Origin of the sequence: Pseudonocardia alaniniphila, assembly GCF_022524485.1 — a bacterium.
In the GTDB taxonomy this organism is placed as follows: domain Bacteria; phylum Actinomycetota; class Actinomycetes; order Mycobacteriales; family Pseudonocardiaceae; genus Pseudonocardia; species Pseudonocardia alaniniphila.
The window spans coordinates 166,457-192,146 of the sequence record NZ_JAKXMK010000025.1 but is presented as its reverse complement, the minus strand read 5'-3'; the positions used below and the strand labels follow the sequence as shown (position 1 = coordinate 192,146).

At 71.7% G+C, this 25,690-nt stretch carries 27 protein-coding genes; 10 read left to right on the top strand and 17 right to left on the bottom strand.

Going from position 1 to position 25,690, the window contains the following annotated elements:
* Positions 1-97 precede the first annotated feature (97 nt).
* Positions 98-796, top strand: a complete 699-nt coding sequence (locus MMF94_RS27795) for a DUF6065 family protein (protein WP_241040156.1) — start codon at positions 98-100, stop codon at positions 794-796.
* A gap of 4 nt (positions 797-800) precedes the next feature.
* Here the strand turns inward: MMF94_RS27795 and MMF94_RS27790 are convergent, their stop codons facing one another.
* From MMF94_RS27790 to MMF94_RS27765, 6 genes are read right to left on the bottom strand one after another with little or no spacing between them, the layout of a single operon-like run.
* Complete coding sequence (locus tag MMF94_RS27790; RefSeq protein WP_241040155.1) at positions 801-1,124, bottom strand: thioredoxin family protein; 324 nt, start codon at positions 1,122-1,124, stop codon at positions 801-803.
* Positions 1,121-1,636, bottom strand: a complete 516-nt coding sequence (locus tag MMF94_RS27785; protein WP_241040154.1) for a hypothetical protein — start codon at positions 1,634-1,636, stop codon at positions 1,121-1,123. Before MMF94_RS27785 ends, MMF94_RS27790 begins: the two co-directional genes overlap by 4 nt.
* 51 nt (positions 1,637-1,687) lie before the next feature.
* Positions 1,688-1,882, bottom strand: coding sequence for a hypothetical protein (locus tag MMF94_RS27780; protein ID WP_241040153.1), 195 nt, complete (start codon positions 1,880-1,882; stop codon positions 1,688-1,690).
* The gene (locus MMF94_RS27775; RefSeq protein WP_241040152.1) at positions 1,882-2,610 is read right to left on the bottom strand and encodes a hypothetical protein; all 729 of its coding nucleotides are present in this window, start codon (positions 2,608-2,610) and stop codon (positions 1,882-1,884) included. Before MMF94_RS27775 ends, MMF94_RS27780 begins: the two co-directional genes overlap by 1 nt.
* A complete protein-coding gene (locus MMF94_RS27770; protein ID WP_241040151.1) occupies positions 2,607-3,149 on the bottom strand; it encodes a hypothetical protein in 543 nt (180 codons plus the stop codon). Before MMF94_RS27770 ends, MMF94_RS27775 begins: the two co-directional genes overlap by 4 nt.
* A gap of 3 nt (positions 3,150-3,152) precedes the next feature.
* The gene (locus tag MMF94_RS27765; protein ID WP_241040150.1) at positions 3,153-3,926 is read right to left on the bottom strand and encodes a hypothetical protein; all 774 of its coding nucleotides are present in this window, start codon (positions 3,924-3,926) and stop codon (positions 3,153-3,155) included.
* Between the two features lie 159 nt (positions 3,927-4,085).
* On the opposite strand from MMF94_RS27765, the gene MMF94_RS27760 reads away from it, so the two are divergent.
* A complete protein-coding gene (locus MMF94_RS27760) occupies positions 4,086-4,433 on the top strand; it encodes a hypothetical protein (protein ID WP_241040149.1) in 348 nt (115 codons plus the stop codon).
* A gap of 77 nt (positions 4,434-4,510) precedes the next feature.
* On the opposite strand, the gene MMF94_RS27755 is transcribed toward MMF94_RS27760, so the two are convergent.
* The 6 genes from MMF94_RS27755 to MMF94_RS27730 form a co-directional block, all read right to left on the bottom strand.
* The gene (locus MMF94_RS27755; protein WP_241040148.1) at positions 4,511-5,266 is read right to left on the bottom strand and encodes a succinate dehydrogenase/fumarate reductase iron-sulfur subunit; all 756 of its coding nucleotides are present in this window, start codon (positions 5,264-5,266) and stop codon (positions 4,511-4,513) included.
* Positions 5,263-7,221: a fumarate reductase/succinate dehydrogenase flavoprotein subunit gene (locus MMF94_RS27750; RefSeq protein WP_241040147.1), complete on the bottom strand. Its 1,959-nt coding sequence runs from the start codon at positions 7,219-7,221 to the stop codon at positions 5,263-5,265. The genes MMF94_RS27755 and MMF94_RS27750 overlap by 4 nt, the downstream gene beginning before the upstream one ends.
* A gap of 5 nt (positions 7,222-7,226) precedes the next feature.
* The gene (locus MMF94_RS27745; protein ID WP_241040146.1) at positions 7,227-8,027 is read right to left on the bottom strand and encodes a hypothetical protein; all 801 of its coding nucleotides are present in this window, start codon (positions 8,025-8,027) and stop codon (positions 7,227-7,229) included.
* Positions 8,028-8,277: 250 nt separating this feature from the next.
* Entirely contained in the window at positions 8,278-9,033 is a 756-nt protein-coding gene (locus MMF94_RS27740) for a succinate dehydrogenase/fumarate reductase iron-sulfur subunit (protein WP_241040145.1), read from the bottom strand.
* On the bottom strand, positions 9,030-10,979 hold the full coding sequence (locus MMF94_RS27735; RefSeq protein ID WP_241040144.1) for a fumarate reductase/succinate dehydrogenase flavoprotein subunit: 1,950 nt from the start codon (positions 10,977-10,979) through the stop codon (positions 9,030-9,032). Before MMF94_RS27735 ends, MMF94_RS27740 begins: the two co-directional genes overlap by 4 nt.
* A gap of 1 nt (position 10,980) precedes the next feature.
* On the bottom strand, positions 10,981-11,691 hold the full coding sequence (locus MMF94_RS27730; RefSeq protein ID WP_241040143.1) for a succinate dehydrogenase cytochrome b subunit: 711 nt from the start codon (positions 11,689-11,691) through the stop codon (positions 10,981-10,983).
* Between the two features lie 77 nt (positions 11,692-11,768).
* On the opposite strand from MMF94_RS27730, the gene MMF94_RS27725 reads away from it, so the two are divergent.
* Together MMF94_RS27725 and MMF94_RS27720 are read left to right on the top strand one after the other, a co-directional pair.
* On the top strand, positions 11,769-12,743 hold the full coding sequence (locus MMF94_RS27725; RefSeq protein ID WP_241040142.1) for a LysR family transcriptional regulator: 975 nt from the start codon (positions 11,769-11,771) through the stop codon (positions 12,741-12,743).
* A 10-nt stretch (positions 12,744-12,753) separates the two neighbouring features.
* Entirely contained in the window at positions 12,754-13,482 is a 729-nt protein-coding gene (locus MMF94_RS27720; protein ID WP_241040141.1) for a mycothiol-dependent nitroreductase Rv2466c family protein, read from the top strand.
* A gap of 116 nt (positions 13,483-13,598) precedes the next feature.
* Here MMF94_RS27720 and MMF94_RS27715 read toward each other — a convergent pair whose 3' ends face one another.
* Complete coding sequence (locus MMF94_RS27715) at positions 13,599-14,102, bottom strand: regulatory protein RecX (RefSeq protein WP_241040169.1); 504 nt, start codon at positions 14,100-14,102, stop codon at positions 13,599-13,601.
* Between the two features lie 69 nt (positions 14,103-14,171).
* Here MMF94_RS27715 and MMF94_RS27710 point away from each other — a divergent pair, with 69 nt between their 5' ends.
* Complete coding sequence (locus tag MMF94_RS27710) at positions 14,172-14,894, top strand: hypothetical protein (RefSeq protein ID WP_241040140.1); 723 nt, start codon at positions 14,172-14,174, stop codon at positions 14,892-14,894.
* Here MMF94_RS27710 and recA read toward each other — a convergent pair.
* Positions 14,846-15,889 (bottom strand): recombinase RecA, encoded by a 1,044-nt coding sequence (recA, locus tag MMF94_RS27705; RefSeq protein WP_241040139.1) that lies wholly within the window; start codon positions 15,887-15,889, stop codon positions 14,846-14,848. The genes MMF94_RS27710 and recA overlap by 49 nt on opposite strands.
* Before the next feature lie 207 nt (positions 15,890-16,096).
* The gene (locus MMF94_RS27700; protein ID WP_241040138.1) at positions 16,097-16,291 is read right to left on the bottom strand and encodes a DUF3046 domain-containing protein; all 195 of its coding nucleotides are present in this window, start codon (positions 16,289-16,291) and stop codon (positions 16,097-16,099) included.
* A 30-nt stretch (positions 16,292-16,321) separates the two neighbouring features.
* Between MMF94_RS27700 and MMF94_RS27695 the strand changes: the two genes are divergently transcribed.
* The 3 genes from MMF94_RS27695 to MMF94_RS27685 are packed head-to-tail and all read left to right on the top strand — an operon-like array spanning position 16,322 to position 18,599.
* Positions 16,322-17,608 (top strand): CoA transferase, encoded by a 1,287-nt coding sequence (locus MMF94_RS27695; RefSeq protein ID WP_241040137.1) that lies wholly within the window; start codon positions 16,322-16,324, stop codon positions 17,606-17,608.
* Between the two features lie 10 nt (positions 17,609-17,618).
* A complete protein-coding gene (locus MMF94_RS27690) occupies positions 17,619-17,756 on the top strand; it encodes a hypothetical protein (RefSeq protein WP_241040136.1) in 138 nt (45 codons plus the stop codon).
* Between the two features lie 57 nt (positions 17,757-17,813).
* Entirely contained in the window at positions 17,814-18,599 is a 786-nt protein-coding gene (locus MMF94_RS27685) for an alpha/beta fold hydrolase (protein WP_241040135.1), read from the top strand.
* A 15-nt stretch (positions 18,600-18,614) separates the two neighbouring features.
* Here MMF94_RS27685 and MMF94_RS27680 read toward each other — a convergent pair whose 3' ends face one another.
* Together MMF94_RS27680 and MMF94_RS27675 are read right to left on the bottom strand one after the other, a co-directional pair.
* Positions 18,615-19,421 (bottom strand): SDR family NAD(P)-dependent oxidoreductase, encoded by an 807-nt coding sequence (locus MMF94_RS27680; protein ID WP_241040134.1) that lies wholly within the window; start codon positions 19,419-19,421, stop codon positions 18,615-18,617.
* An 84-nt stretch (positions 19,422-19,505) separates the two neighbouring features.
* A complete protein-coding gene (locus MMF94_RS27675) occupies positions 19,506-20,006 on the bottom strand; it encodes a hemerythrin domain-containing protein (RefSeq protein ID WP_241040133.1) in 501 nt (166 codons plus the stop codon).
* A gap of 84 nt (positions 20,007-20,090) precedes the next feature.
* Between MMF94_RS27675 and MMF94_RS27670 the strand changes: the two genes are divergently transcribed.
* Both MMF94_RS27670 and MMF94_RS27665 read left to right on the top strand, forming a co-directional pair.
* On the top strand, positions 20,091-20,837 hold the full coding sequence (locus MMF94_RS27670; protein WP_241040132.1) for an arginase family protein: 747 nt from the start codon (positions 20,091-20,093) through the stop codon (positions 20,835-20,837).
* Between the two features lie 66 nt (positions 20,838-20,903).
* Complete coding sequence (locus MMF94_RS27665) at positions 20,904-25,688, top strand: ATP-dependent helicase (RefSeq protein WP_241040131.1); 4,785 nt, start codon at positions 20,904-20,906, stop codon at positions 25,686-25,688.
* Positions 25,689-25,690 lie beyond the last annotated feature (2 nt).

The following is a 25,690-nucleotide window of genomic DNA, read 5'->3' as shown; positions in this document are numbered from 1 at the left end:
CCCCCCCCCCCCCCCCCCCCCCCCCCCCCCCCCCCCCCCCCCGCCCCCCCCCCCCCCCCCCCCCCCCCCCCCCCCCCGACCCGACCAGGAGGTCAGGGTGAAGCGCCGATCCGCGACCATCGCGTTCCGCTGCCGCGCCGAGGACGCCGGGGTGATCGCCGAGCCCGTCCCGGCCCGCACGGTGCTCCCGGGGTGGCTGCGCCGCCTGCCCGGCATGGACCCCGAACGGCTCAGCGCCACGAACGACGGGCTCACCGTCAAGCGGTGCATGCCATTCCTCGACGCACTGGGCGCCGGCTGGATCCTGCCGCTCGCCGCGACGGTCCGGCTGGAGATCAGCGACGGCGGCCGCACCGTCAACGCCGGCTGGGAGTTCGACCGGGAGATGGTGAGCACCCACGCTCCGTTCCAGGTCGCAGGCAACCCGTTCGAACCGCGGCCACCGATGAAGTTCCACAACCACTGGACGATCCGGACCGCGCCGGGCTGGAGCTGTCTGTTCCTCCCGCCGCTGAACCGCCCGAGCGACGTGGTCCAGCTGTTCGCGGGACTCGTCGACACCGACGTCTACACCGCGCCGGTGAACCTGCCCTTCATCGCCACCGGCGCCGACGGCGTGCACACGCTGCCGAAGGGGACACCGCTCGTGCAGGTCGTCCCGTTCCGCCGGGACACCGGCCTGACGGCCTCGATCGGACCGGAGACGGACGAGGAGCGGGAGACGCGGCGCCGGGTGCACCGCAACACGCAGGCGGGCGACGGCTGGTACCGCAGGATGGCCCGGGCCCGCCGGTGATGGCTCAGCGCACCCGAGCCCGCAGCGCGGTCCGCAGCACCCCGAGGGCCTCCCACAGCGCGCCCCGGCGCACCACGGGCAGCACGGCGATCGCCCCCGAGAGGCCCGGCCACCAGCGCACGGAGCCGTCCGGGCGCACGATGCCCAACGCGGGGGCCGCGCAGGCCCTCACCGACGCCGGAAGTGCGGGGTGGATGGTGGCGAGCTGAGGATCGCGGCAGGACCGCACCCGCACCGGTACGCGCAGCAGGTCGGGCAGCTCTCGCGCGATCCGGGAGCAGGCAGGGCAGGAGACGTCGTAGACGACGACCACCTCGGCGGTCTTCACCACCCGAGCATCGCAGCGCCCAGCGAGCCCACGCAGGTCAGGGCCAGCACCGGCCGTGCAAACCGCTCCGACCGTGCCCACACCGCGCTCCAGGCACCGTCGTCGCTCCAGGCGTTGGACAGCAACGGCATCGCGAGGCGTCCGAGCGCGAAGCCCGCGGCGAGCGCGAACGCGGCCGGGAACGGCACGATGAACACGATCGCGACGAGCGCGAGGTGCGGCAGCGCCGAGGGCGAGTACGTGCGCATCCCGGTGCCCATCTCGAAACCGAACTGCAGTGCACCCCACTGCCGCAGGTGCTGGACGTCCTCCGGGACGAGCCGGGCGTTCTGGGGCACCGGGAACCGCAGCAGCCCGCACTCCCGCAGCAGCACGGGCACGGCGGCCAGGCCGAACAGGACGTCCCGGACCACCTCGGGCAGCAACGCGTGGGGCAGCGCACCGAGCACCGCGGCCGCGAAGGCCACCAGCACGGCGCCGAGCAGCAGGCCGGTGCCGAAGAACCGGACCACGGGTTTGTCGCGCCAGACCGACGCGCTCAGCAGGAACGCTGAGTTGTGGCTTCAGGTGCTGCCCGAGTTGGCGAACCCGGCCGCGGCACCTGCCACGGCGACGAGCAGCAGCAACGCGCCCGCAGCCGCGAGCTCGCGTTGGGCCGTGACGGCGACGAACGCGCCGAACACCCCGACGAGCAGCAGCAGTACCGCCGCGGTGATCGGGTGCAGCAACCATCGGGGGCGCGACCTGGCGGGAATCATCAGATGGACCTCATGCCCGGCCCCACGAGCGAGCCGACCGGACCCGACTGGCCACGCGTTCCCGACGTGATCGGCGATCCCGCCGGGACGAGCGTGCTCGCCGGTGTGGCCGTGGCTGCCGGTGTGGCCGTGGCCGCTGGAGTCTCGGTGGCCGGCGTGGCCGGCGTGGCCGGCGTATCGGCAGCACCCGCCGCCGCCTCGGTCTCCGGCGGCAGCTCGCACGCAGCGATCGTGACGCCCCGGTAGCTGTCCCCCTCGGCGTACCACACCTCGGTGACCGCGTCGGAGCAGCGGTAGCCCTTCCAGCGCCAGCCGTTCTTGCCGTGGCAGCTCGTGGTGAGCCGCGTGGACTCGTAGGCGTCGCCCTCGATCTCGTAGGTGCCCTCACGGTGGTAGCCCTCGGAGCACGGGTACGAGCCGCGGCGCCAACCGCCGTAGCACAGCGCGGCGCCGTCCTCGGGCCAGTTGTTGGCCTCCTCGTCATACGAATCCGGCACGCAGCCGAGGTGCTCCGACATGTCGTCCTCGTCCTCGGGGTCCGCGGACGCCTGGCGTCGGCTGAGGTACCAGTCGAGAGGCACCAGCGCCGCCGCGGCCGCGCCGATCACCAGCCCGCGCAGCACCGCTCGCCGGCTGGGCCGGATGGCGCGGATGCGCGCCACCACAGCACTCGGGCGGGCCTGCACGGGCGGTGCGAACGCGGTGGGGATGTCGTCCAGGCGCGTCATGCGCGGGTCACCTCTCGTCCTCCTGGGTGCTGTCGCCCGGGGTCGTGTGTCTGCGTCAGGTCCCGGACGAGCGCACCCAGGTCCGTGTCGGCGTAGACGAAGCTGCGGTGGGTGACGACGCCGACAGCGTCGACGGCGAGCAGGGTCGGTGAGTACCCCTCGAACAGGTCGGCCCTGGCGTCGACGTCGGCGAGCATCTCGGCGCCGCCGCCGGGGCGGGCGGCGAAGTCGTCGGTCCGGTCCGCCAGCGCGACGAAGCGGATGTGCTCCTCCTGCTCACCGGCCGTCGTGATGGCGTCCCACACGTTGTGGCAGAGCCCGCAGTCGGCATCGAGGACGGCGACGACCGCCGCTCGCTGCCCGGAGCGCGGACGGACCGCGGCAGGCGCCGGGCGTCCGACGAGCGGGGCGTAGCCGGAGAGCTCCGCTATCCGGCCCGCCTCCAACGCACGCACCCGCGCGTACACCGCGACGAGCGCCACCAGCACGAAGAGCGAGACGAGCAGCGCGAGCAGCGCCACGGCCAGTGCGACGGACACGGCTCAGGCCCTCCAGATGCCGCGCAGAGCGGCGAGAGCTCCGAGGACCTGCTGCTCGGCCATGGGGGCGACGGGCCGGCCCGACTCCGGTCCGTGCAGGACGAGGTCCATGGCCGCGCTGTCGCCCGCGAACAGGTAGCGCCACTGATGGGGGGTGCCGACGACGCGGGCGGCGTCGACGGGGTTGAGCTCCCGGCCCGCGCGCCACAGCTCCCCGCCCGGCAGGGCGAGCCCGGCCCACTCGGGCAACGTCGGCAACACGTCGGTGGAGCGCCGCACGATCAGCGTGGAGCGGTCGTTGCGCCCGATCAGCGCCACGTCGCCCTGACTGACGAGCAGATCGGAGGTGGGGGCGAGGGTCGCTCCGGTCGGCGAGTCGGCGAACCGGAACGTGCTCAGCAGGCGCCCCAGACCGGCGTCGTCGGGAGCGGGACCACCGAACCACGTGGTGGCCTCGTGGTACGGCCCGGCGAGCACGAGCGCGGAGTCGGAGCGGTTCGGCGCCTCGAAGACGACGGCATCGAAGCCGCGCATGGACAGTCTGCGTTCCCGTGCGCCCCGCAGGACGCGGCGCGGGATCACGCGATGCTCCCCCGCCGGGGCGAGGAAGAACTGGCGGGCCGTCCGGGGCCCGGTGAAGCGTGTGTTGCCATACCAGCGGTACTCGCCGAACTCCGCCGGAAGGGTCAGGTCGACAGGAGCGCCAGAGGGCGCGATTCGGGAGACTTGTGTCTGTCCGGTGGACTGCACCGGTCCCGCTGCCGGGACTGCCGTCATGCCTGTTCCTCCACGTACCAAGGTGGAACAGCCAAGGCGGCGTCCCGCTCGGATAACGAAAGCGCAACCGTCGCGATACGCGATTGCCCGACTGCGGAGCGTAAGCATCCGGGTGAAAGTCGGCGGGGCACTGTGCGGTTATACCCGTCCAAAGGAGGGATGCGTGCCATGAACGATTCGCCCGATGGTTCTAATCAGAACGCCGAATCGCCCAAACGCCAGAATTCGACAGGGCCATCCGGGGGTATCGAGCCGCTGGACGCGGAGATCGTGGACGACGCCACGGCGCCGCCACTGCCGCCACCCGCACCCGACTACGACGATCGGGGCGTCCCGAGTCTGGACTACGTCCGCGAAAAGATCGAGACCCGCTACGCCACCTCGATCGGCGCGGCCGAGCTGGCCGAGAACACCCCCGAGGCCCGCAGCGTCGAGGAGCAGGAGGCCGAACGCGAGCGCGCGGCCAAGGCGAGGCTGGAGGAGATCCGCCGGAGCATGGGCCGCTGAGCGCCTCCCGGATACGGCAGAGCCGCCTTCACGCAATGCGGCCGCGTGAAGGCGGCTCTTCCGCAGTCACCGGATGATCAGGCGCCCGCGCGCTTGAAGATCTTGCTGCCCAGCCAGACCAGCGGGTCGTACTTGCGGTCGACCACGCGTTCCTTCAGCGGAATGAGCGCGTTGTCAGTGATCTTGATGTGCTCGGGGCAGACCTCGGTGCAGCACTTGGTGATGTTGCAGAAGCCCAGACCGTGCTCCTCCTGCGCCTCCTGCTTGCGGTCCGCGACGTCGAGGGGGTGCATGTCGAGCTCCGCGATCCGCATCAGATAACGCGGGCCGGCGAAGTTCTCCTTGTTCTCCTCGTGGTCGCGCACCACGTGACAGGTGTTCTGGCAGAGGTAGCACTCGATGCACTTGCGGAACTCCTGGCTCCGCTCGACGTCCACCTGCTGCATCCGGTACTCACCGGGCTCCAGGTCGGGCGGCGGCGCGAAGCTCGGCACCTCGCGGGCCTTCGTGTAGTTGAACGACACGTCGGTGACGAGGTCGCGGATCACCGGGAACGTCCGCAGCGGCGTGACCGTGATGGTCTCGGTCTCGGTGAAGGTCGACATCCTGGTCATGCACGCCAGGCGCGGCTTGCCGTTGATCTCCATGCTGCAGGAGCCGCACTTGCCGGCCTTGCAGTTCCACCGGACCGCGAGATCGCCCGCCTCGGTCTGCTGCAGCCGGTGGATGATGTCGAGGACGACCTCGCCCTCGTTCACCTCCACCGGGTAGTCGACGAGCTCCCCCTTCTCGGAGTCACCCCGCCACACCCTGAAGTGGGCGTCATACGTCATTTCGCAGCCTCCCCGGCTCGGTGTCCGCCCAGCTCCTCGCCGGTGTAGTACTTCTTCAGCTCGTCCATCTCGAACAGGTCCAGCAGCTCGGGCCGCATCGGCACCTGCTCCTTGCGCACCAGCTCGACGTTGTCCTCGCCCAGGGCCGACAGCACCAGCAGCACGTGGCGCCAGTCGGAGTCCATCACCGGGTAGTCGTCGCGGGTGTGGCCGCCGCGGCTCTCCTGACGCTCGACGGCCGCCTTCGCCACGCACAGCGAGACCAGCAGCATGTTGCGCAGGTCGAGCGCGAGATGCCAGCCCGGGTTGAACTCCCGGTGCCCCTCGACGCTCACCGTGCGCGTGCGCGTGGCAATGTCCTGGAGCTTCTTGAGCGCCATCTCCATCTCGTCGGCCTTGCGGATGATCCCGACGAGCTCGTGCATCGTCTTCTGCAGCTCCAGCTGCACCACGAACGGGTTCTCCCCGCCCTCGGTGGCCGACGAGAACGGCAGCAGCGCCCGCTCCTGCGCGGCGGCGACGTCGGCCGTGCGAACGGCGGGGCGCACCCCGGCGAGCCCGTCGACGTACTCCGAGGCACCCAGTCCGGCGCGGCGGCCGAACACGAGCAGGTCCGACAGCGAGTTGCCGCCCAGCCGGTTGGAGCCGTGCATCCCGCCCGCGACCTCACCGGCCGCGAACAGGCCCGGCACCGTGGACATGGTGGTGTCCGGCTCGACCTCCACCCCGCCCATCACGTAATGGCAGGTGGGGCCGACCTCCATCGGCTCCTTGGTGATGTCGACGTCCGCCAGCTCCTTGAACTGGTGGTACATCGACGGCAGGCGCTTCTGGATCTCCTCCGGCGACAGGCGCGAGGCGATGTCGAGGAAGACACCGCCGTGGGGGCTCCCGCGCCCGGCCTTCACCTCGGAGTTGATCGCGCGCGCCACCTCGTCACGGGGCAGCAGCTCCGGGGGACGGCGGTTGTTGTCCGCGTCGGTGTACCAGCGATCGCCCTCCTCCTCAGTGGTGGCGTACTGGTCCTTGAAGACGTCGGGGACGTAGTTGAACATGAAGCGCTCGCCCTCGGAGTTGCGCAGCACACCGCCGTCGCCGCGCACCGACTCCGTGACCAGGATTCCCTTCACCGACGGCGGCCAGACCATGCCCGTCGGGTGGAACTGCAGGAACTCCATGTTGATGAGGGTGGCGCCCGCACGCAGGGCCAGTGCGTGGCCGTCGCCGGTGTACTCCCAGGAGTTCGAGGTCACCTGGTAGCTCTTGCCCACACCGCCCGTGGCCAGCACGATCGCCGGCGCGTCGAACCGCACGAACTTGCCGGTGCTGCGGAAGTAGCCGAAGCAGCCCGCGATCTTCCCGGCCTGCCCTTCGTCATCACCCGTCTTGAAGAGGTCGGTGATCGTCGTCTCGTGGAAGACGCGGATGTTCGCCTCGTAGTCACCGGTCTCGCGATAGTCCTCCTGCTGCAGCGACACGACCTTCTGCTGCAGGGTGCGGATCATCTCCAGCCCGGTGCGGTCGCCGACGTGTGCGAGGCGCGGATAGGTGTGGCCGCCGAAGTTGCGCTGGCTGATCTTGCCGTCCTTGGTGCGGTCGAACAGCGCACCGTAGGTCTCGAGCTCCCAGACGCGGTCGGGCGCCTCCTTGGCGTGCAGCTCGGCCATCCGCCAGTTGTTGAGGAACTTCCCGCCGCGCATGGTGTCGCGGTAGTGCACCATCCAGTTGTCGTTGGGGTTCACGTTCCCCATCGACGCCGCGCAGCCGCCTTCCGCCATCACCGTGTGCGCCTTGCCGAACAGCGACTTGGAGATGATGGCGGTGCGCTTGCCCTTCATTCGGGCCTCGATCGCGGCGCGAAGGCCCGCCCCACCGGCACCGATGACGACGACGTCGTACTCGTGGCGCTCGATGCTCTCGTTCCCACCCTGTCCGGTGGTCTGTTCCGTCGTCACAGTGTTCACCCCACGATCCGCAGGTCGGAGAACCACCCGGCCGAGACGGCCATGATGTAGAAGTCCGTAATGGCCAGGGAGGCCAGTGTGGTCCAGGCGAGCTGCATGTGCTTGCCGTTGAGCCGGGAAACCTGGACCCACAGCTTGTAGCGCACCGGATGCTTCGAGAAATGGTTCAGCCGGCCGCCGATGATGCTGCGACACGAATGGCACGACACCGTGTACGCCCAGAGCAGCACGACGTTGATCAGAAGGATGATGTTGCCCAGGCCGAGCCCGAAGCTTCCGTCCTCCTTGATGAAGGCCTTGATCGCGTCATACGTGTTGATCACGGAGATGATCGCGGCGAGGTAGAAGAAGTAGCGGTGCAGGTTCTGGCCGAGAAGTGGGAAGCGCGTCTCCCCGGTGTACCGCGCGTGCGGCTCGGCCACGGCGCAGGCGGGCGGCGAGAGCCAGAACGCCCGGTAGTACGCCTTGCGGTAGTAGTAGCAGGTGAGCCGGAACAAGAGCAGGAACGGCAACGTTAGAGCGGCGTAGGGCAGCCACCACACGTCGGGCAGGAAGCGTCCGAAGTGAGCGGCCTGCTCCACGCAGCCGTTCGACACGCACGGCGAGTAGAACGGGGTGAGGTAGTTGTACTGCGGTACGAAGTACCACTCCTGCATGAAGGCGCGCACAGTGGCGTAGACGACCCACAGGGCGAGGCCGACGAAGTTGGCCAGGGGCGGCAGCCACCACCGGTCGGTACGGAGCGTTCGTTCCGCTATCTGCGCCCGGCCTGTGGACGCATCTGTGGTGGATGACACGTCAAGAAGTCCTCATCTTCTGCGGGTGAGCCGACGCCAGCCGCAGAAGCCGCGGCGTCGGGACGTCTGGATCTCGCGGGAGCCTACGACCTTCCGACCAACGGGGCTCGGCGGGCTATGGGTCGAATTCCCCCATCGTGATGCGATTCACTCGGCACATTCCAATCGCGGGCGCGGAAGAACCACGTTCCTGCTCTGAGCTGCTGGAACGTGGTCCTCAATCCGCGGCGCGAATCCGCTTTCGAGATCGTCAGGCCGTGCGGCGCCCTCCCGCTGTCGCGTGCAGATAGTCGCGGTTCAGCTGGGAGATCACATCGAGTGGGATCTCCTTCGGGCACGCCACCGCGCATTCACCGGTGTTCGTGCAGCCCCCGAAGCCTTCTGTGTCGTGCGTCTCGACCATGCGCACCACGCGGTCGGAACGTTCCGGCTGCCCCTGGGGCAGTTCACCGAGGTGAGTGATCTTGGCGCCGAGGAAGAGCGAGGCACTGCCGTTCGGGCACGCGGCCACGCACGCCCCGCAACCGATGCACGCAGCGGCGGTGAACGCGCGGTCGGCGTTCGCCTTCGGCACGGGAGTGGAGTGCGCCTCCGGTGCGGCGCCCGTCGGGGCCGAGATGTACCCGCCCGAGGCCACGATCCGGTCGAGTGCGCTGCGATCGACGACGAGGTCGCGCACCACCGGGAACGCGGCCGCCCGGAACGGCTCGATGGTGATCGACTCGCCGTCCCGGAAGTGCCGCAGGTGCAGCTGGCAGGTCGTCGTCGCCTTCTGCGGGCCGTGCGGCTCGCCGTTGATCACCATGCTGCACGCGCCGCAGATACCCTCACGGCAGTCGTGGTCGAACGCGACGGGCTCCTCGCCGTCGAGCACGAGCCGCTCGTTGAGCACGTCGAGCAGTTCGAGGAACGACATGTCCTCGTCGGCGTCGTCGACGCGGTAGCCGACCAGCCGGCCGCGGTCGTCCGGGCCGGTCTGGCGCCAGATCTTGAGATTGAGCTTCACTTGTAACTCCGCTGGCTGGGAATGACGTACTCGAAGTGCAGGTCCTCCTTGTGGAGGACAGGGGGCTCGCCCTGGCCCGTGTACTCCCAGGCCGCGGCGTAGGAGAAGTGCTCGTCGTCGCGCAGCGCCTCGCCGTCCTCGGTCTGGCTCTCCGCCCGGAAGTGCCCACCGCAGGACTCCGTGCGGTGCAGCGCGTCGAGGCACATCAGCTCGGCGAGTTCCAGGAAGTCCGCGACGCGCCCGGCCCGCTCGAGCGACTGGTTCAGCTGCGCGCCGGTGCCGGGCACCTTCACGCTGCTCCAGAACTCCCTGCGCAGCTCCGGGATGCGGTCCAGGGCCTTGCGCAGGCCCGCGTCGGTGCGCTCCATGCCGCAGTGGTCCCACATCAGGTGCCCCAGCTCGCGGTGGAACGAGTCCACCGTGCGGGTCCCGCCGATCGAGAGCAGCGTCTGGATACGGCCGTTGACCTCCTGCTCGGCAGCACGCACCTCGTCCGCGCCGGGATCGACCGGGTGCAGGTGCGACGCCGCCAGGTAGTTGCCGATCGTGTTGGGCAGGACGAAGTAGCCGTCGGCCAGGCCCTGCATCAGCGCGGAGGCGCCGAGCCGGTTGGCGCCGTGGTCGGAGAAGTTCGCCTCGCCGACGACGAACAGGCCCGGGATGCTGCTCTGCAGGTCGTAGTCGACCCACAGGCCGCCCATCGTGTAGTGCACCGCGGGGAAGATCCGCATCGGCACGACGTAGGGGTCCTCGCCGGTGATGCGCTGGTACATCTCGAACAAGTTCCCGTACTTGGCCGCCACGGCCTGGCGCCCGAGCCGGTTGATCGCCTCGGCGAAGTCGAGGTAGACGCCGAGACCGGTGGGGCCGACACCGCGGCCCGCGTCGCACACGTTCTTGGCCGCACGGCTGGCGACGTCGCGGGGCACCAGGTTGCCGAAGCTGGGGTACTGGCGCTCGAGGAAGTAGTCGCGCTCGGACTCGGGGATGTCGCCGGGAGCCCTCGTGTCACCGGCCTTCTCCGGCACCCAGACGCGGCCGTCGTTGCGCAGCGACTCGCTCATCAGCGTGAGCTTCGACTGGTGGTCGCCACTCACGGGGATGCACGTCGGGTGGATCTGGGTGTAGCAGGGGTTGGCGAACAGCGCCCCCCGCCGGTGCGCGCGCCAGCTCGCCGTGACGTTGCAGCCCTTGGCGTTGGTGGAGAGGTAGAAGACGTTGCCGTAGCCACCCGAGGCGAGCACCACGGCGTCGGCGAGGTGGCTGCGCGTCTCCCCCGTCACCAGGTCGCGGGCGACGATCCCGCGTGCGCGGCCCTCGACCATGATCAGATCGAGCATCTCGTGTCGCGAGTACATGTCGACGTTGCCCGCGTCGATCTGCCGCTCCAAGGCCTGGTAGGCGCCCAGCAGCAGCTGCTGACCCGTCTGGCCGCGCGCGTAGAACGTGCGGGAGACCTGCGCGCCACCGAACGAGCGGGTGTCGAGCAGACCGCCGTACTCACGGGCGAACGGCACGCCCTGCGCCACGCACTGGTCGATGATCTGCACGCTGATCTCGGCCAGCCGGTGCACGTTCGACTCCCGGGACCGGAAGTCCCCGCCCTTGACCGTGTCGTAGAACAGCCGGTAAACGCTGTCGCCGTCGTTGCGGTAGTTCTTCGCGGCGTTGATCCCGCCCTGGGCGGCGATGCTGTGGGCCCGGCGCGGGCTGTCCTGGTAGCAGAACGAGCTGACGTGGTAGCCGAGCTCGGCCAGGCTCGCCGCGGCGCTCCCCCCGGCGAGGCCGGTGCCGACGACGATGATCTTCATCTTGCGCCGGTTCGCCGGGTTGACCAGCTTGACGCCGAAGCGGCGCTTCTCCCACCGCTCCTCGATCGGCCCGGCGGGGGCGACGGTGTCGGCCACCGGGTCGCCGACCGTGTAGTCCGTGTAGAGGCTGGTCATATCAACGCACCAATCCGGTCAGGATCGAGAACGGGACGGAGAGGAAGCCGACGGTCAGCAGGACCGCGACCACGAGGGCGACACCCTTGATGGTGTTCTGGGCAGCGGCGCTGGAGCGCCCCAGCGTCTGCAGGCCGCTCCACAGGCCGTGGCGGACGTGGAACCCGACCGCGATCACCGCCACCGTGTAGGCGACCGTCGCGTACCAGTGGCTCGGCGCGAAGTCGGCCACGAGGTTCCCGTGGACGTCGCCCTCGACGAAGCGCGGGTTGAGCGTGCCGGCCGTGAGGTCGAGGAGGTGGTAGATGATGAACAACAGGATGATCACGCCACCCCAGCGCATCGTCCTCGCGGCGTAGCTGCCCCGAACCGGCTGGCGGTGGGCGTACCTGATCGGACGGGCCCGGCGGGCGCGGCGCGCGAGGATCGTCGCCGAGACGATGTGGGCCACGATCGCGACCACGAGGACCACCCGCACGATCCACAGCAGCGTCTGCATGGGCAACGCCGGCTCGCCGACGGTGCGCAACCAGGCCGCGTAGGTGTTGATCGCCTCGGCGCCCAGGAAGATCTTCAGGTTTCCGATCATGTGGGCGATCAGGTAGAGCAGCGCGAGGGCGCCGGACACCGCCATCACGAACTTCAGCTGGACCGACGAGGGCCGCGGCGTGTGCCGCACCCGCACCGCAGGCCGCTCTCCCACTGTCACCATGGGGTCAGGGTGCGTAGTCCGTGGGCCTAACGTCCAATGCATCGAAACGGGATCGTCGATAGACGTACGCTATATACGTGACACTTCAGCAGCTCGCGTACTTCGTGGCCGTAGCCGACGTGGGCAGCTTCACTCGTGCGGCGGAGTCACTCGGCGTGGCCCAGCCCACGCTGTCGCGGCAGCTCAGGGCGCTGGAGGACGAACTCGGTTCGCCCCTTGTGGACCGCAGCAGCCGCGACGGGCTCGCGCTGACCCCTGCGGGTGAGGCCGTTCTGCCGTTCGCCCGGCGCATGCTCGCCGACGCCGACGGCGCCCGCACCGCCGTGGCCGAGATCGTCGGGTTGCGCCGCGGGCGCGTCCGGGTCGGAGCGACGCCGTCGCTGTGCATCGGCGTGCTGGCCGACGTCTTGCGCGTCTTCCACGAGAAATACCCCGACGTGCGGTTGGAGCTGGTGGAGAGCGGCTCGCAGCCCCTGGTGCGCTCGCTCGTGCGCGGCGAGCTCGACCTGGCGATGGTGATCGTGCCGCCGCCGGGGATCGACGCGGCGCTCGACACCGAGCCGTTGTTGCGGGAGCGCCTATCAGTGGCGTCCCCCACATCGGAACGTGCGCCGACGTCACGCAGTTCGATGACGGTGAAGGAGCTGGCCCGCCGGCACCTGGTGGTGCCGCGACAGGGCTACGACCTGCTGGAGTCGACCCTGAAGGCGTACGCCGACGCCGGTGAGACCCCCCAGTTCGCGGTGGAGGGCGGCGAGATGGACGCCGTGCTGCGGATGGTGGAGGCCGGTACCGGCGTGGCGGTGGTGCCGGACCTCGTCTTCTCGAGCAGGCCGCGACTGCGCCGCACGGTGCTCACACCCCCGCTGTACCGGACCGTCGCGCTGGCCCGCCGCGCCGATCTCGCCCCGACCCACGCCATGCGCGCGTTCCGCGACACCCTGCTGTCCTTCCTCGCGGTGGTGTCGGCCGGCGACGGGTTCCCCGGCGACGTGCAGGTGCTGCGGCGCCCCGAAGCTCTCACACCTGCCCCGGCGGCGTCTCCGGATTAGCCTGCGAGGCATGGCCGACTCCGACATCCACTTCTACTTCGACCCCGTCTGCCCGTTCGCCTGGATGACCAGCAAGTGGGTGCGGATCGTGCAGGCCCAGCGGGACTACTCGGTCGACTGGCGGTTCATCTCGCTGCGGCTGCTCAACTCCCACATCGACTACGGCGCGCACTTCCCCCCGGAGTACGAGGCCGGCCACACGGCCGGTCTGCGGTTGCTGCGGGTGGCGGCCCGCACCCGCGCGGAGCACGGGCGTGACGCCGTCGGCCTGCTCTACGCCGCGCTGGGTGCGCGGATCTTCGACAGCGATGTCGCACAGGAGGTGTCCGCCGACCGCGAGCTCCGTGGCACGAGGGCGTTCGTCGAGCCCGTGCTCGCCGGGATCGGCCTGCCTGCCTCGCTGGCCGACGCACTCGACGACCCGTCCTGGGATGCCGAGATCCAGGCCGAGACCGACGAGGCACTCGGGCTGACCGGCAAGGACGTGGGCACCCCGATCCTGCATTTCGAGCCCCCGGAGGGGGTGGCGTTCTTCGGCCCCGTGATCAGCAGGCTCCCGGACGACGAGCAGGCCGCGCAGTTGTGGGACCACGTCGTCGCGCTCGCTCGTTTCCCGGGGTTCTCCGAGCTGAAGCGGAGCCTGCGCGAGCGGCCCCAGCTGCGCGCCTTCGGCGTGAGCGAGGACGAAGCCGGCAAGCAGGAGGACTGGCACGGCGGCAGCCGCCGACAGAAGAAATAGCGCCCGAGAGTTCCCGCGGTCCCGACCCTCACGGCACACGCCTCGTGGCCGCCGCGCGCATGTCATGCCGTGTGTGCGGTGGCCACCAGGTGTGTGTCAGATCCGGCGGCAGGGGATCAGTCGTCCGGGGGCTCCGCGCCGTCGAGCTCCTCGACGTCGGCACCGTGCTCGGCGAGGGCCTCCCGCACCACTCGGTAGGCCACCGCGGCGCCGTAGCCCTTGCGGGCGAGCATCCCGACGAGCCTGCGCCCGGCCACCGTCTGCTGCTCGGCGGACGCCACCTTCAGCGACCGCAGCTTGCGGTCGACCAGCTCACGCGCCCGCCGCTCCTCGGACTCACCGTCGACCTCGGCCAGCGCCTCCCCCGCGACCTCGTCGGCGACCCCCTTGCGGCGCAGCTCCACCGCGATCGCGCGCCGCGCCAGGCCGCGGTGCGTGTGCCGCGAGCGGACCCACTGACCGGCGAAGGCGGCGTCGTCGATCAACCCCACCTCGTCGAACCGTGCGAGCACCGTGGCGGCGGCGTCGTCGGGAATGCCCTTGCGTCGCAACGCCTGCGCAAGCTCCTGCCGGGTGCGCGCCCGATCGGTGAGCAGCCGCAGGCAGATCTCCCGCGCCATGCTCACCGGGTCGGCGTCGGGCTCACCGCCGGACCGGCGATCCGTTCGCCCCGTCGTGCCGGCATCGCGATGACCGGACTCGGACTCCGACGCGGGCCTCCCCCTGCGCTCGGCCCGATCACCGCGCCCCGAGCGCCTGCGGCGGCCGGCCTGCTCGGTCCACTCGCCGTTCTCCTCGCCGTCACCAGGGGCGGCCCCGCCGATCCGGGCGGCACGGTTGCCGCGATCGGCCCGCTCAGCCGCGGCAGCCCGATCGGCGCGGGCAGCGCGGCTGCCGCGATCACCTGGCCCGGCCCGATCAGCCTGGTCGGCGCCATCGCCGCTCCGGCGCCACCGCTCCCGCCCGCCATCCGCGCTCGTGGTGCGAGCCCGCCGACCGGCAGATCGGCCTCGAGCCGCCGTGCCGAGCTCGGCCACCGGCACCTCGCGGCTGGTACCCGCGAGCTGCGCGGCGTCGAAGAGGGCAACCGGAGCCGCTGCGGGCTCCCGCGCACCCTCGGCCGCTCCATCCTCGCCGGATCGATCGTCGGCGGATCCGTCGTGGGATGCGAACGAGGCGACCGGAGCGGTGGCATCGGGGCCGTGCAGGTCGGTGAGGTCGGCCGCCGGACGGGCCGGCTCAGCCGGATCCGGGAGATCCAGCCGGGCCACCGGAGCGGGCCCGGCTTCCTCGATGCCGAGCCCGTCGAGCCGGACGACTCGGGCCCCGCTCTGCTCCTGCGGCGAGTGCTCCGGCACCGTGCTCAGAAGTCGACCGGGGCAGGCAGTTTCTCGGCCTCGGCGTCGAGCTGAGCGCCGATGCCCAGCTTCTCCTTGATCTTCTTCTCGATCTCGGCGGCGACGTCGGGGTTCTCGCGCATGAACTTGCGGGCGTTCTCCTTGCCCTGGCCGAGCTGGTCGCCCTCGTAGGTGTACCAAGCGCCGGACTTACGGACGATGCCCTGCTCGACACCCACGTCGACGAGCGATCCCTCACGGCTGATGCCGACGCCGTAGAGGATGTCGAACTCGGCCTGCTTGAACGGCGGCGCCACCTTGTTCTTGACGATCTTGACCCGGGTGCGGTTGCCGACCATGTCGGAGCCGTCCTTGAGCGTCTCGATCCGGCGGATGTCGAGCCGCACCGACGCGTAGAACTTGAGCGCCTTGCCACCCGTGGTGGTCTCCGGCGAGCCGAACATGACACCGATCTTCTCGCGCAGCTGGTTGATGAAGATCATCGTGGTGCCGGAGTTGCTCAGGGCGCCGGTGATCTTGCGCAGCGCCTGGCTCATGAGCCGGGCCTGCAGGCCGACGTGGCTGTCGCCCATCTCGCCCTCGATCTCCGCACGCGGCACGAGCGCGGCCACCGAGTCGACGACGATGATGTCGAGAGCGCCGGAACGGATCAGCATGTCGGCGATCTCGAGGGCCTGCTCCCCCGTGTCGGGCTGGGAGACGAGCAGGGCGTCGGTGTCGACGCCGAGGGCCTTGGCGTACTCCGGGTCGAGCGCGTGCTCCGCGTCGATGAACGCGGCGATACCACCCGCGGCCTGCGCGTTGGCCACCGCGTGCAGGGCGACGGTGGTCTTTCCGCTGGACTCAGGGCCGTAGATCTCCACGACACGGCCGCGGGGCAGTCCGCCGACGCCGAGAGCGACGTCGAGGGCGATGGACCCGGTGGGGATGATCCCGATGGGCGGCCGGGTGTCATCACCGAGGCGCATCACCGAGCCCTTGCCGTGGTTCTTCTCGATCTGGGCGAGCGCGAGTTCGAGAGCCTTCTCGCGGTCGGGTGCGGGGGTCATCGCCGGTCTCCACCTCGGTGCTCGGACGGTTTGTCGGTACTGGCGTCGACGGTAGGGGGCGCCACCGACGATTCGCGGGAGCGGTCGGGATGTGTGGACAGCCGCACCGCCATGTGGACAGCAGCGTAGCGAACGTCTGTTCGATCGGGGTAACGACACGCCGGGCGGCTAAGCTCCCGCGCCCGGCGGCGGCGAGCGAGAGCGAGCTCAGCGACGGGCCGGTGGCACCTCGTAGACCTCGCAGACGGCCCTCCACACGTCGCGTGGATCGATGCCGGCCTCGAGCGCCTCCTCCACGGTGCGCCCACCGAGCTCGGCGAACACGTGATCGTGGGACACCGCGGCGGCCCGGGCGGCCCCGAACTCGCCCGCCATCAACTCCCGGAAGTACGTCAGTCGCACCCAGACCACGGTAGCTGGGACGCTGCGAGGGTGACGGATCTGCTACCTCCGCTGTGGGCCACGCTCCGAGGGGCACCCGAGGAACTGCACCGGCTGCACGTCACCGGGCCGCCGACGACCCTCACGTCGACCTTTCCGGTCACCGGTGCGGGCGCGGCCGCGGTCGGCGCGAGCCTGCTCGCCGCCACGCTCGGCACCGGCCGACGGGTGAGCCTCGACACCCGCGAGCTCGCCGTCGCACTGCGCAGCGAGCGGTACGTGCGCCGCGACGGACGCCCGCTCGGCAACCCGTTCGACCCGCTCTCGGCCTTCCACCGCACCGCCGACGGGTGGCTCCGGCTGCACGCCAACTACCCGTGGCACCGCGCGGCCGCCCTGCAGGTGCTGGGCTGCACCGAGGAGGAGGTGCCTGCGGCGATCGCCGGGTGGGCCGGGGTGAAGCTGGAGAACGCGCTGCACGACGCCGGCGGGATCGGCGCGGCCGTCCGCACCGAGGCGGCCTGGCGAGCCGAGACGGGCCCCCCGCCCGCGCCCGTCGAACACCGCGTCGTCGGCGACGCCCCGGCCCGCCCCCGGCGCAGGCCCCGCGTGCTGGACCTGACCCGTGTGATCGCGGGCCCGGTCGCCACCCGCACGCTCGCCGTCCACGGCGCCGACGTGGTGCGTCTCGACGCACCCGATCGGCCCGAGATCCCCCTCCAGTCCGCCGACACCCTGCCGGGCAAGCGCAGCGCGCTGCTCGACCTCGGCTCCGGGCGCGACGTGCTGGAGCGGCTGCTGGCGGGTGCGGACGTCGTGGTCACCGGATACCGCCCCGGCGCTCTCGACCGCTTCGGGCTCGCGCCCGAGGAGCTGGCGCAGCGGCATCCGGGCCTGGTGATCGTCACGCTGTCGGCGTGGGGGCACCGCGGTCCGTGGGCCCACCGGCGCGGGTTCGACAGCATCGTGCAAGCCGCGTGCGGGATCGCGGTGGCCGAGGGCGAGCCGGACGCACCAGGCGCGCTCCCCGCCCAGGTGCTCGACCACGCCACCGGCTACCTGGGCGCCGCGGCCGCCCTGCTGGCGCTCGCCCGGCAGCGCCGCGACGGCGGCAGCCACCACATCCGGCTGGCGCTGGCCGCCACGGCGGCCTGGCTGCAGGGCCTGCCGCGCCAGAGCCCCGACGCGGCTGCAGAGGTCGACCCGGCCCCCTACCTGCAGGAACTCGACGCGTTCACGCTCGCCCGTCCACCCGGCGCGGTCGGCGGAGAACACCTGGCATGGCGGCCACCCGCTCCGTCGTTCGGCACCGCGTCACCGGGCTGGCTCGACGAGTAGCGTTGTGTCCGTGACGTCCGTGATGTCCGTTCTCGCGCAGGACCCCACCGGGATGTCCTCACCGCTCGGCCGGCTCGTCGTGCTGGCCGGGCTGCTCGCGTCGCTCACGCTCCTGCTGCGCTGGTGGTGGCAGAACCGCAAGCGGTAGTGAACTACTCGCCCCGGGTGGAACGATCATCGTGTCGCCCGAGGTGAGGAGCTCCCGATGGGATCCACGGTCATCGTCAACGACGGCCAGCACCTGCACCACACCGACCACGGCGGAAGCGGGCCCGTCGTCGTCCTCCTGCACAGCTTCCTGATGGACGAGCGCATGTTCGCCTCGCAGATCGCGGCGCTGCGCTCGGACTTCCGGCTCGTCACGGTGGACGAGCGGGGTCACGGCGGCACGCCCGCCGACGCCCCCTTCGACTACTGGGACGTCGCTCGCGACGTGCTCGCCCTGCTCGACCATCTCGGCATCGACAGCGCCGCCGTCGCGGGCACCAGCCAGGGTGGCTTCGTCGCCCTCCGGATGGCGCTGCTGGCGCCGGACCGCGTCACGGCCCTCGCCGTCATGGGCTCGTCGGGAGCGGCCGAGGACCCACAGGTCGCCGCGGCGTACCGGCAGCTCGCCGAGAGCTGGGCGGCGAACGGGCCGAAGGAAGAGCAGCTGGACGCCGTCGCCGGCACCTGCCTGGGCTCGATGCCTGCCGACGGCTGGAAGGAGACGTGGCGCAGCGTTCCCGGCGATCGGTTGCTCCGCATCATGTCCACCCTCGTCGAGCGCGACGGCGTCCTCGGCCGGCTCGACCGCATCCGCTGCCCGGCGCTCGTCCTGCACGGCTCGGCCGATGCCGCCTACCCCGTGGCGCGCGCCGAGGAACTCGCGGCGGGGATTCCGGGCGCCGAGCAGCTGGTCGTGGTCGAGGATGGGGCACATTTCCTGAGCCTGACCCACGCGGAGGCCGTCAACCCGCACCTGCAGCGGTTCCTCGCCGCGCACGCCTGACGCGAGCGGCTCCCGTCAGACCGCCTTCAGGAAGCCACCGTCCACCACGAAGTCGGATCCGGTGGTGCTCGCGGACCGTGGCGAGACGAGGAGCGTGATCACGTCGGCCACCTCCTGCGGGTCGACGAGGCGCCCCGTGGTCAGGCTCATCATCTCCGGGGCGAGCTTGTCCATCACGTCGTTCCGGTTGCTGCCGGCCACGCCCGCGAGGATGTCCGCGGCCCCGCCCTCGTCGGTCCACCAGGCCGTACGCACCGGACCGGGCGACACCGTGTTCACCCGGATCCCTTGCGGGCCGAACTCCTCCGAGAGCGCCACGGTGAGGTTGTTCAGGCCGGCCTTGGCCGCCGCGTAGTCGACGTTCATGGCCCCCGGCTGGCGCGCGTTGCCCGAGGACACGTTGACGATCGCCCCACCGCCTCGCTCCAGCATCAGCGGGATCGCGGCGCGCACGGCGCGGACCACGGAGAAGAGGTTGAACTCGAACATCACCCGCCAGTCGGTGTCGGTGGGAGCGAGGAAGGAGAATTGCGGCAGCCGCATGCCGGGCGGCGGTCCACCGGCGTTGTTCACGAGGATGTCCAGCCCGCCGAACACCTCCGCCGCATGGCGGACCGCACGCGCGGGGGCCTCGGGGTCGGTCAGGTCGGCCGGGACGTGGACGAGGTCGGGCCCGACGAGTGCGGCGAGCTCCGGAGTGGTCGTGCGGGAGGCGACCACGACGCGGGCGCCCTCCCCGAGCAAGGTGCGCGCGGTGGCCAGCCCGATGCCCTTGCTGCCACCGGTGACGACCGCGACCTTGCCCTGCAGGTTCAGTTCCATGATCAGAGCATCACGCAGGAGAGCCGGCCGCTCTGGCGGTATTCGGACACCGCACGGCCACGTCCGATTACCGCGATCCCCGGCTCAGCCGTTCTCGGCCACGTACCGGTCGGGGTCCTTGTCCTCGCCCGAGAGGCCCCGCGCGCCGGGGTGCTCGCCCACGAAGCGCTCGAACCTCTCACCGAGCTCCTGGCGCAGCTCTACCGACGCGGCACGCAGGAAGTCGGGGATGTCGTCGCGCTCCTCCTCGGCCAGGTGCTCGTCGTTGGCCTCACGGGCGTCCTGGATGCCTGCCCACCATTCGTCACTGCCGGCCTCGGCCGCCGCCGACCGCCGGATGCCGTCGCGGATCTCGTCGTGGTCGCTGATCGCGTCCTTCGTCTCGTCCTCGCTGCCCTCGACGTTCTGCAACAGGGCCGGATAGAAGTGCTCCTCCTCCGCCGAGGCGTGGACCTCGAGGTGGGCCGAGAGCTCGCGCCACAGCTCGGCGGCAGCCTGCGGGTCCTCGCGCAGCTCGGCGAGCCGGGCGAACCGGCTCCGGAACGTCTCGTGGTCGTCCAGGATCAGGCGGATGACGTCGGGCACCAGGCCTCCTCGGGGCAACTCGTGATCATCGGGAGAGCAGGAAAGCAGTTTCCGCCATCCGACGCAGCCCGGCAGCATGAGGCCATGACCGTGATCGCGGTGCCGTTCCACCTCGACGAGCACCTTCCGGATCTGGAGCTGCCACTTCCCCCCGGGCGCAGCATCGCTCCGGCCCTGCCGCCCGGTGCGACCTGGGAGCGGATGGCAACGCTCTACGAGGAGGTCGCCGAGGCCGTCGCCGCGGACGTCACCGCGGGCCGGGTCCCCCTCGTGATCTCCGGCGACTGCACCACCTCGCTCGGTGTCGTGGCGGGCCTGCAACGCGCGGGGCTGCGTCCGGCACTCGTGTGGTTCGACGCTCACGGCGACGTCCAGACCCCGGAGACGTCGACGTCCGGCTACCTCGGCGGCATGCCGGTCCGTCAGCTGGTGGGCGGCGCGGACCGGACGGTCGCGCATCGCCTCGGACTTGCCGACGTGCCCGAGCAGGACGTTCTGCTGGTCGACGCGCGCGACCTGGATCCGCCGGAGGAGGTCTTCCTCGCCGGTTCGGCGATCCGCCGCGCGCGGGTGGACGACATCGCCGGAATCGCCGTCGGCGGCCCGGTCTACCTGCACATCGACGTGGACGTGATCGATCCGCGCGACCTGCCCGGTCTGCTGTTCCCCACGCCGGACGGCCCCCGCCTACCCGCCGTCGCGGCCGCGGTGGGCCACGTCCTGGCCGGCTGCGAGGTCGCCGCCATCGGCCTGGCCTGCACCTGGAAGCCGGGCAGCGGCGCCGACCGGGTCCTGGCCGGGCTCGCCGGCGAGCTCAGCGCGGCGATCTGAGCTGCCGACCCGCGTCGCGGGTCCGGGCCGCCCGGATTGTCGGGGGGCTGCCGCATCATGGGTGGCGTGCGTGTACTCGACGGTTTCTCCGCCGCCACCCGTGAGTGGTTCGGCGGTGCCTTCGTCGCGCCCACCGCGGCGCAGGAAGGCGCGTGGAGTGCCGCTCAGGCCGGCAAGCACGCCCTCGTCGTCGCGCCCACCGGTTCGGGCAAGACGCTCGCGGCCTTCCTGTGGGCGCTCGACCGGCTGGCCACCGGGCCGCCTCCGGAGGAGCCACGGCACCGCTGCCGTGTCCTGTACGTCTCCCCGCTCAAGGCCCTCGCCGTCGACGTACAGCGCAACCTGCGCTCGCCGCTGGCCGGCATCCGGCAGGCGGCGCAGCGCCTCGGGCTCCCGGTGCCGGACATCGCCGTCGGCATGCGCACCGGCGACACCCCGGCCGACGAGCGCCGCCATTTCGCCCGCACCCCACCCGACGTCCTGGTCACCACACCCGAGTCGCTGTTCCTGATCCTCACCTCGGCAGCGCGCGAGTCGTTGCGCGGGGTCGAGACCGTGATCCTCGACGAGGTGCACGCCGTCGCAGGCACCAAGCGCGGCGCCCACCTCGCGCTCTCGCTGGAGCGCCTCGACGAGCTGCTCGAGAAGCCCGCCCAGCGGATCGGGCTCTCGGCCACCGTGCGGCCCATCGACGAGGTGTCCACGTTCCTCGCCGGAGCGCGTCCGGTCGAGGTGGTGCAGCCGCCCATCCCGAAGACGATCGAGGTCGCGGTCGAGGTGCCGGTGCCCGATCTCGCGGCCCTCGACGAGCGTCCCGCGCCGGGCAGCTCCGACGAGGAGGTCATCGGATCGGCGGCCGGCACGGCCGAGCGGCCGTCGATCTGGCCTGCCGTGGAGCGGCGGCTGCTGGAGCTCGTGCGCGCCCACCGCTCCACGATCGTGTTCTCCAACTCCCGCCGGCTGGCCGAGCGGCTCACCGCGCGGCTCAACGAGCTCGCGGCCGAAGAGCTGGAAGGTGAGATCCAGGAGCTCGACGCCCTGCGGAGCGACACCGGAGCGGGCACCAGCGCCTTTCCGGCCGAGGCGATCGGCCAGTCCGGCGTCGGGAGCGGCGCCGCGGCCACGGTGGCGAAGGCCCACCACGGGTCGATGTCTCGCGAGCAACGCACCCTGGTCGAGGAGGAGCTCAAAGGCGGCCTGCTCCCCTGCGTCGTGGCCACGTCCAGCCTCGAGCTGGGCATCGACATGGGCGCGGTCGACCTCGTCGTGCAGGTGGAGGCGCCGCCCAGCGTCGCTTCCGGCCTCCAGCGGGTCGGGCGTGCGGGCCACCAGGTGGGCGCGGTGTCCCGCGGTGTCGTCTTCCCCAAGTACCGGGGCGATCTGGTGTCCTGCGCCGTCGTCGCCGAACGGATGACGTCGGGGGCGATCGAGTCGATGCGCTACCCGCGCAACCCGCTCGACGTCCTCGCGCAGCAGATCGTGGCGATGGTGGCGATGGAGCCCTGGCAGCTCGATCAGCTCGCGCAGGTCGTGCGCCGGGCCGCGCCGTTCGCCGCACTGCCCGATTCCGCGCTGCGCTCGGTGCTCGACATGCTCGCCGGGCGCTACCCGTCGGAGGAGTTCGGCGAGCTGCGCGCACGGATCACGTGGGATCGCGTCACCGACCAGTTGCAGGGCCGTCCCGGCGCGCAGCGGCTGGCCGTCACGTCGGGGGGCACGATCCCCGACCGCGGGCTGTTCACGGTCACCACGCCCGGCGGGGCCGACGGCCGCGGCTCGCGGGTGGGCGAGCTCGACGAGGAGATGGTCTACGAGTCGCGGGTGGGCGACACGTTCCTGCTCGGCACGTCGAGCTGGCGGGTGGAGGACATCACCCACGACCGCGTCATCGTCACGCCCGCCCCGGGCCAGCCCGCCCGCATGCCGTTCTGGAAGGGCGAGTCGATCGGCCGCCCGCTGGAGCTGGGCCGGGCGGTCGGGGCGTTCGTGCGCGAGATGTCGGCGCTGCCCGACGACGCCGCCCGGGAGCGCGCCACCGCGGCCGGGCTCGACGAGTGGGCCACCGACAACCTGCTCTCCTACCTCCACGAACAGCGCGACACCACACGCCACGTGCCCAGCGACCGCACCATCCTGATCGAGCGGTTCCGCGACGAGCTGGGCGACTGGCGGATGGTGGTGCACTCGCCGTTCGGGTCGCAGGTCAACGGTCCGTGGGGGCTCGCGATCGCGGCGCGGATGCGCGAGCGGCGCGGGGTCGAGGTGCACGCCGCCAGCGCCGACGACGGCATCGTGCTGCGGCTGCCCGACGCGGTCGACGAGTCCGGCGCCGAGGTCGTTCCCTCGGCCGAGGACCTGCTGCTCGACCCGGCCGAGGTGGAGCAGATCGTCGTCGCGGAGCTGGGTGGCTCGTCGCTCTACGCGTCACGGTTCCGGGAGTGCGCGGCACGCTCGCTGCTGCTCCCCCGCCGCGATCCCCGGCGGCGCAGCCCGCTCTGGCAGCAACGCCAGAAGTCGGCTCAGCTGCTGGCGGTGGCCGGGCGGTACGAGCAGTTCCCCATCACCCTCGAGGCGATGCGCGAGTGCGTGCAGGACGTCTACGACCTGCCCGGGCTACGCGAGCTGATGAACGACGTGCAGGCCCGCAAGGTGAAGGTCGTCGAGGTGGCCACGCCTGCGCCGTCGCCGTTCGCGCGGAGCCTGCTGTTCGGCTACGTCGGGATGTTCCTCTACGAGTCCGACGCACCGCTGGCCGAGCGGCGGGCCGCCGCGCTGGCACTCGACTCCACCCTGCTCGCCGAGCTGCTCGGTTCCGAGGCGATCCGCGAGCTGCTCGATCCGGAGGTGCTGGCCGAGGTCGAGGCGTCACTGCAGCGGCTCACCGACGAACGCCGCGCCCGCGACGGTGAGGGAGCTGCCGACACGCTGCGGTTCCTCGGCGACCTCACCACTGCAGAGGCGGCGGCGCGCGGGATCCGGGCGGAGTGGCTCGCGGAGCTGGAAGCGGCCCGCCGGATCATCCGGGTGCGGATCGCCGGCGAGGAGCGCTGGCTCCCCGTCGAGGACGCCGGCCGGGTGCGCGACGCGCTGGGCGCCGCGCTACCCGTCGGGGTGCCGGAGACGTTCACCGAGCCCGTGGCCGATCCGCTCGGCGACCTGGTGCTGCGATACGCGCGCACCCACGGGCCGTTCCCGGCCGCGGAGTGCGCCGCGCGGTTCGGGCTGGGTGTCGCTGTGGTTGCGGGCGTGCTCGACCGGCTGGTCGGCTCGGGGCGGCTCGTGCGTGGGGAGCTGCGGCCCGCGTCCATGGGCGGGCAGAGCAGCCTGGAGTATTGCGACGCCGACGTGCTGCGGCGCCTGCGGCGGGCATCGCTGGCCCGGCTGCGGGCCGAGGTCGAGCCGGTCGAGCAGCAGGCGCTGGGCCGGTTCCTGCCGGCCTGGCAAGGGGTTCAGGCGGGCGCGGGCGGTGAGCGGCGCGGCCGGATGCGGCGGGCGCCCGGTGCCGAGGACGTGCTCGGGGTGGTGGAGCAGCTTGCCGGCGCACCCCTCCCGGCGAGCGCGCTGGAGTCGCTGATCCTGCCCGCGCGGTTGCCCGGCTACACCCCGGCGTTGCTCGACGAGCTCACCGCGGCGGGCGAGGTCACCTGGACGGGATGCGGCCCGCTCGCCGGCACCGACGGCTGGCTCGCCGTCGCCCCCGCCGACGTCGCCGATCTGCTGTTGCCCGAGCCTGAGCCGGACATCGCGGACACTCCCGTGCATCGGGCCGTGCTGGCTGCGCTGGGCTGGTCCGGCCCCGGCGACGGCCACTCCGGCGGGGCGCTCTTCTTCCGTGAGCTGGCCGACCGGGCGGGGCGCACCCTCGTCGAGAGCGGGGAGACGGGGCCGTCCGACGAGGCCGTGGTCACCGCCATCTGGGATCTCGTGTGGGCCGGTCTGCTGAGCAACGACACCCTGGCCCCGCTGCGTGCGCGGCTCGGGGGCACGGGCAGCCGCGGCGGCCCTGCGCACCGCACCCGGCGATCCGCACCCCGGGGCCGGTACGCCCAGCTGCGTGCCGGGCGTCCGGCGATGCCGAGCAGGAGCGGACCACCATCGGTCGGCGGGCGCTGGGCGCTCGTCCCCGCGCGGGAGCCCGACCCCACACGCCGCGCCCATGCCCGCGCCGAGGCGCTCCTCGAACGCCACGGCGTGCTGACGCGTGGCGCCTTGGCCACCGAGCGGATGAGCGGTGGCTTCGCCGCCGTCTACAAGGTGCTGCGGGCGATGGAGGATTCCGGCCGCGCGCGCCGGGGCTACGTGGTGGAGGGCCTCGGTGCGGCGCAGTTCGCCGTGCCGGGCGCGATCGACCGCCTCCGTTCCCTGTCCCAGCCCGACGGGTCGGTGCCGACGCTCGCTCCCGACCAGGGCTTCGGCCCGGATGGGCGCGAGTACGGCGCCGATCGTCGGTACACCGGGCCGGCAGGCAGCGACGGCGCCGGCCTCCCCCGTGTCGTCCTGGCGGCGGCCGACCCGGCGCAGCCGTACGGCGCGGCGCTGCCCTGGGCCGCCACCGTGGGCGACACCAAGCACCGCCCGGGACGCAAGGCCGGGGCGCTCGTCGTCCTGGTCGACGGCGCACCTGTGCTGTACGTCGAACGCGGCGGGCGTTCCTTGTTGTCGTTCACGGTCGACCGCTCGCGACTCGCGGCCGGGGCTCAGGCGCTCGCCGGCGCTGTCCACGAGGGCTGGCTCGGCTCGCTGGCCGTCGAGCGTGCCGACGGCGTCGGTTCGCTCGGCTCCGAGCTGGCCGAGGTGCTCACCGATGCCGGCTTCCGCGTCACACCCAAGGGGTTGCGCCTGCGGGCGTGATC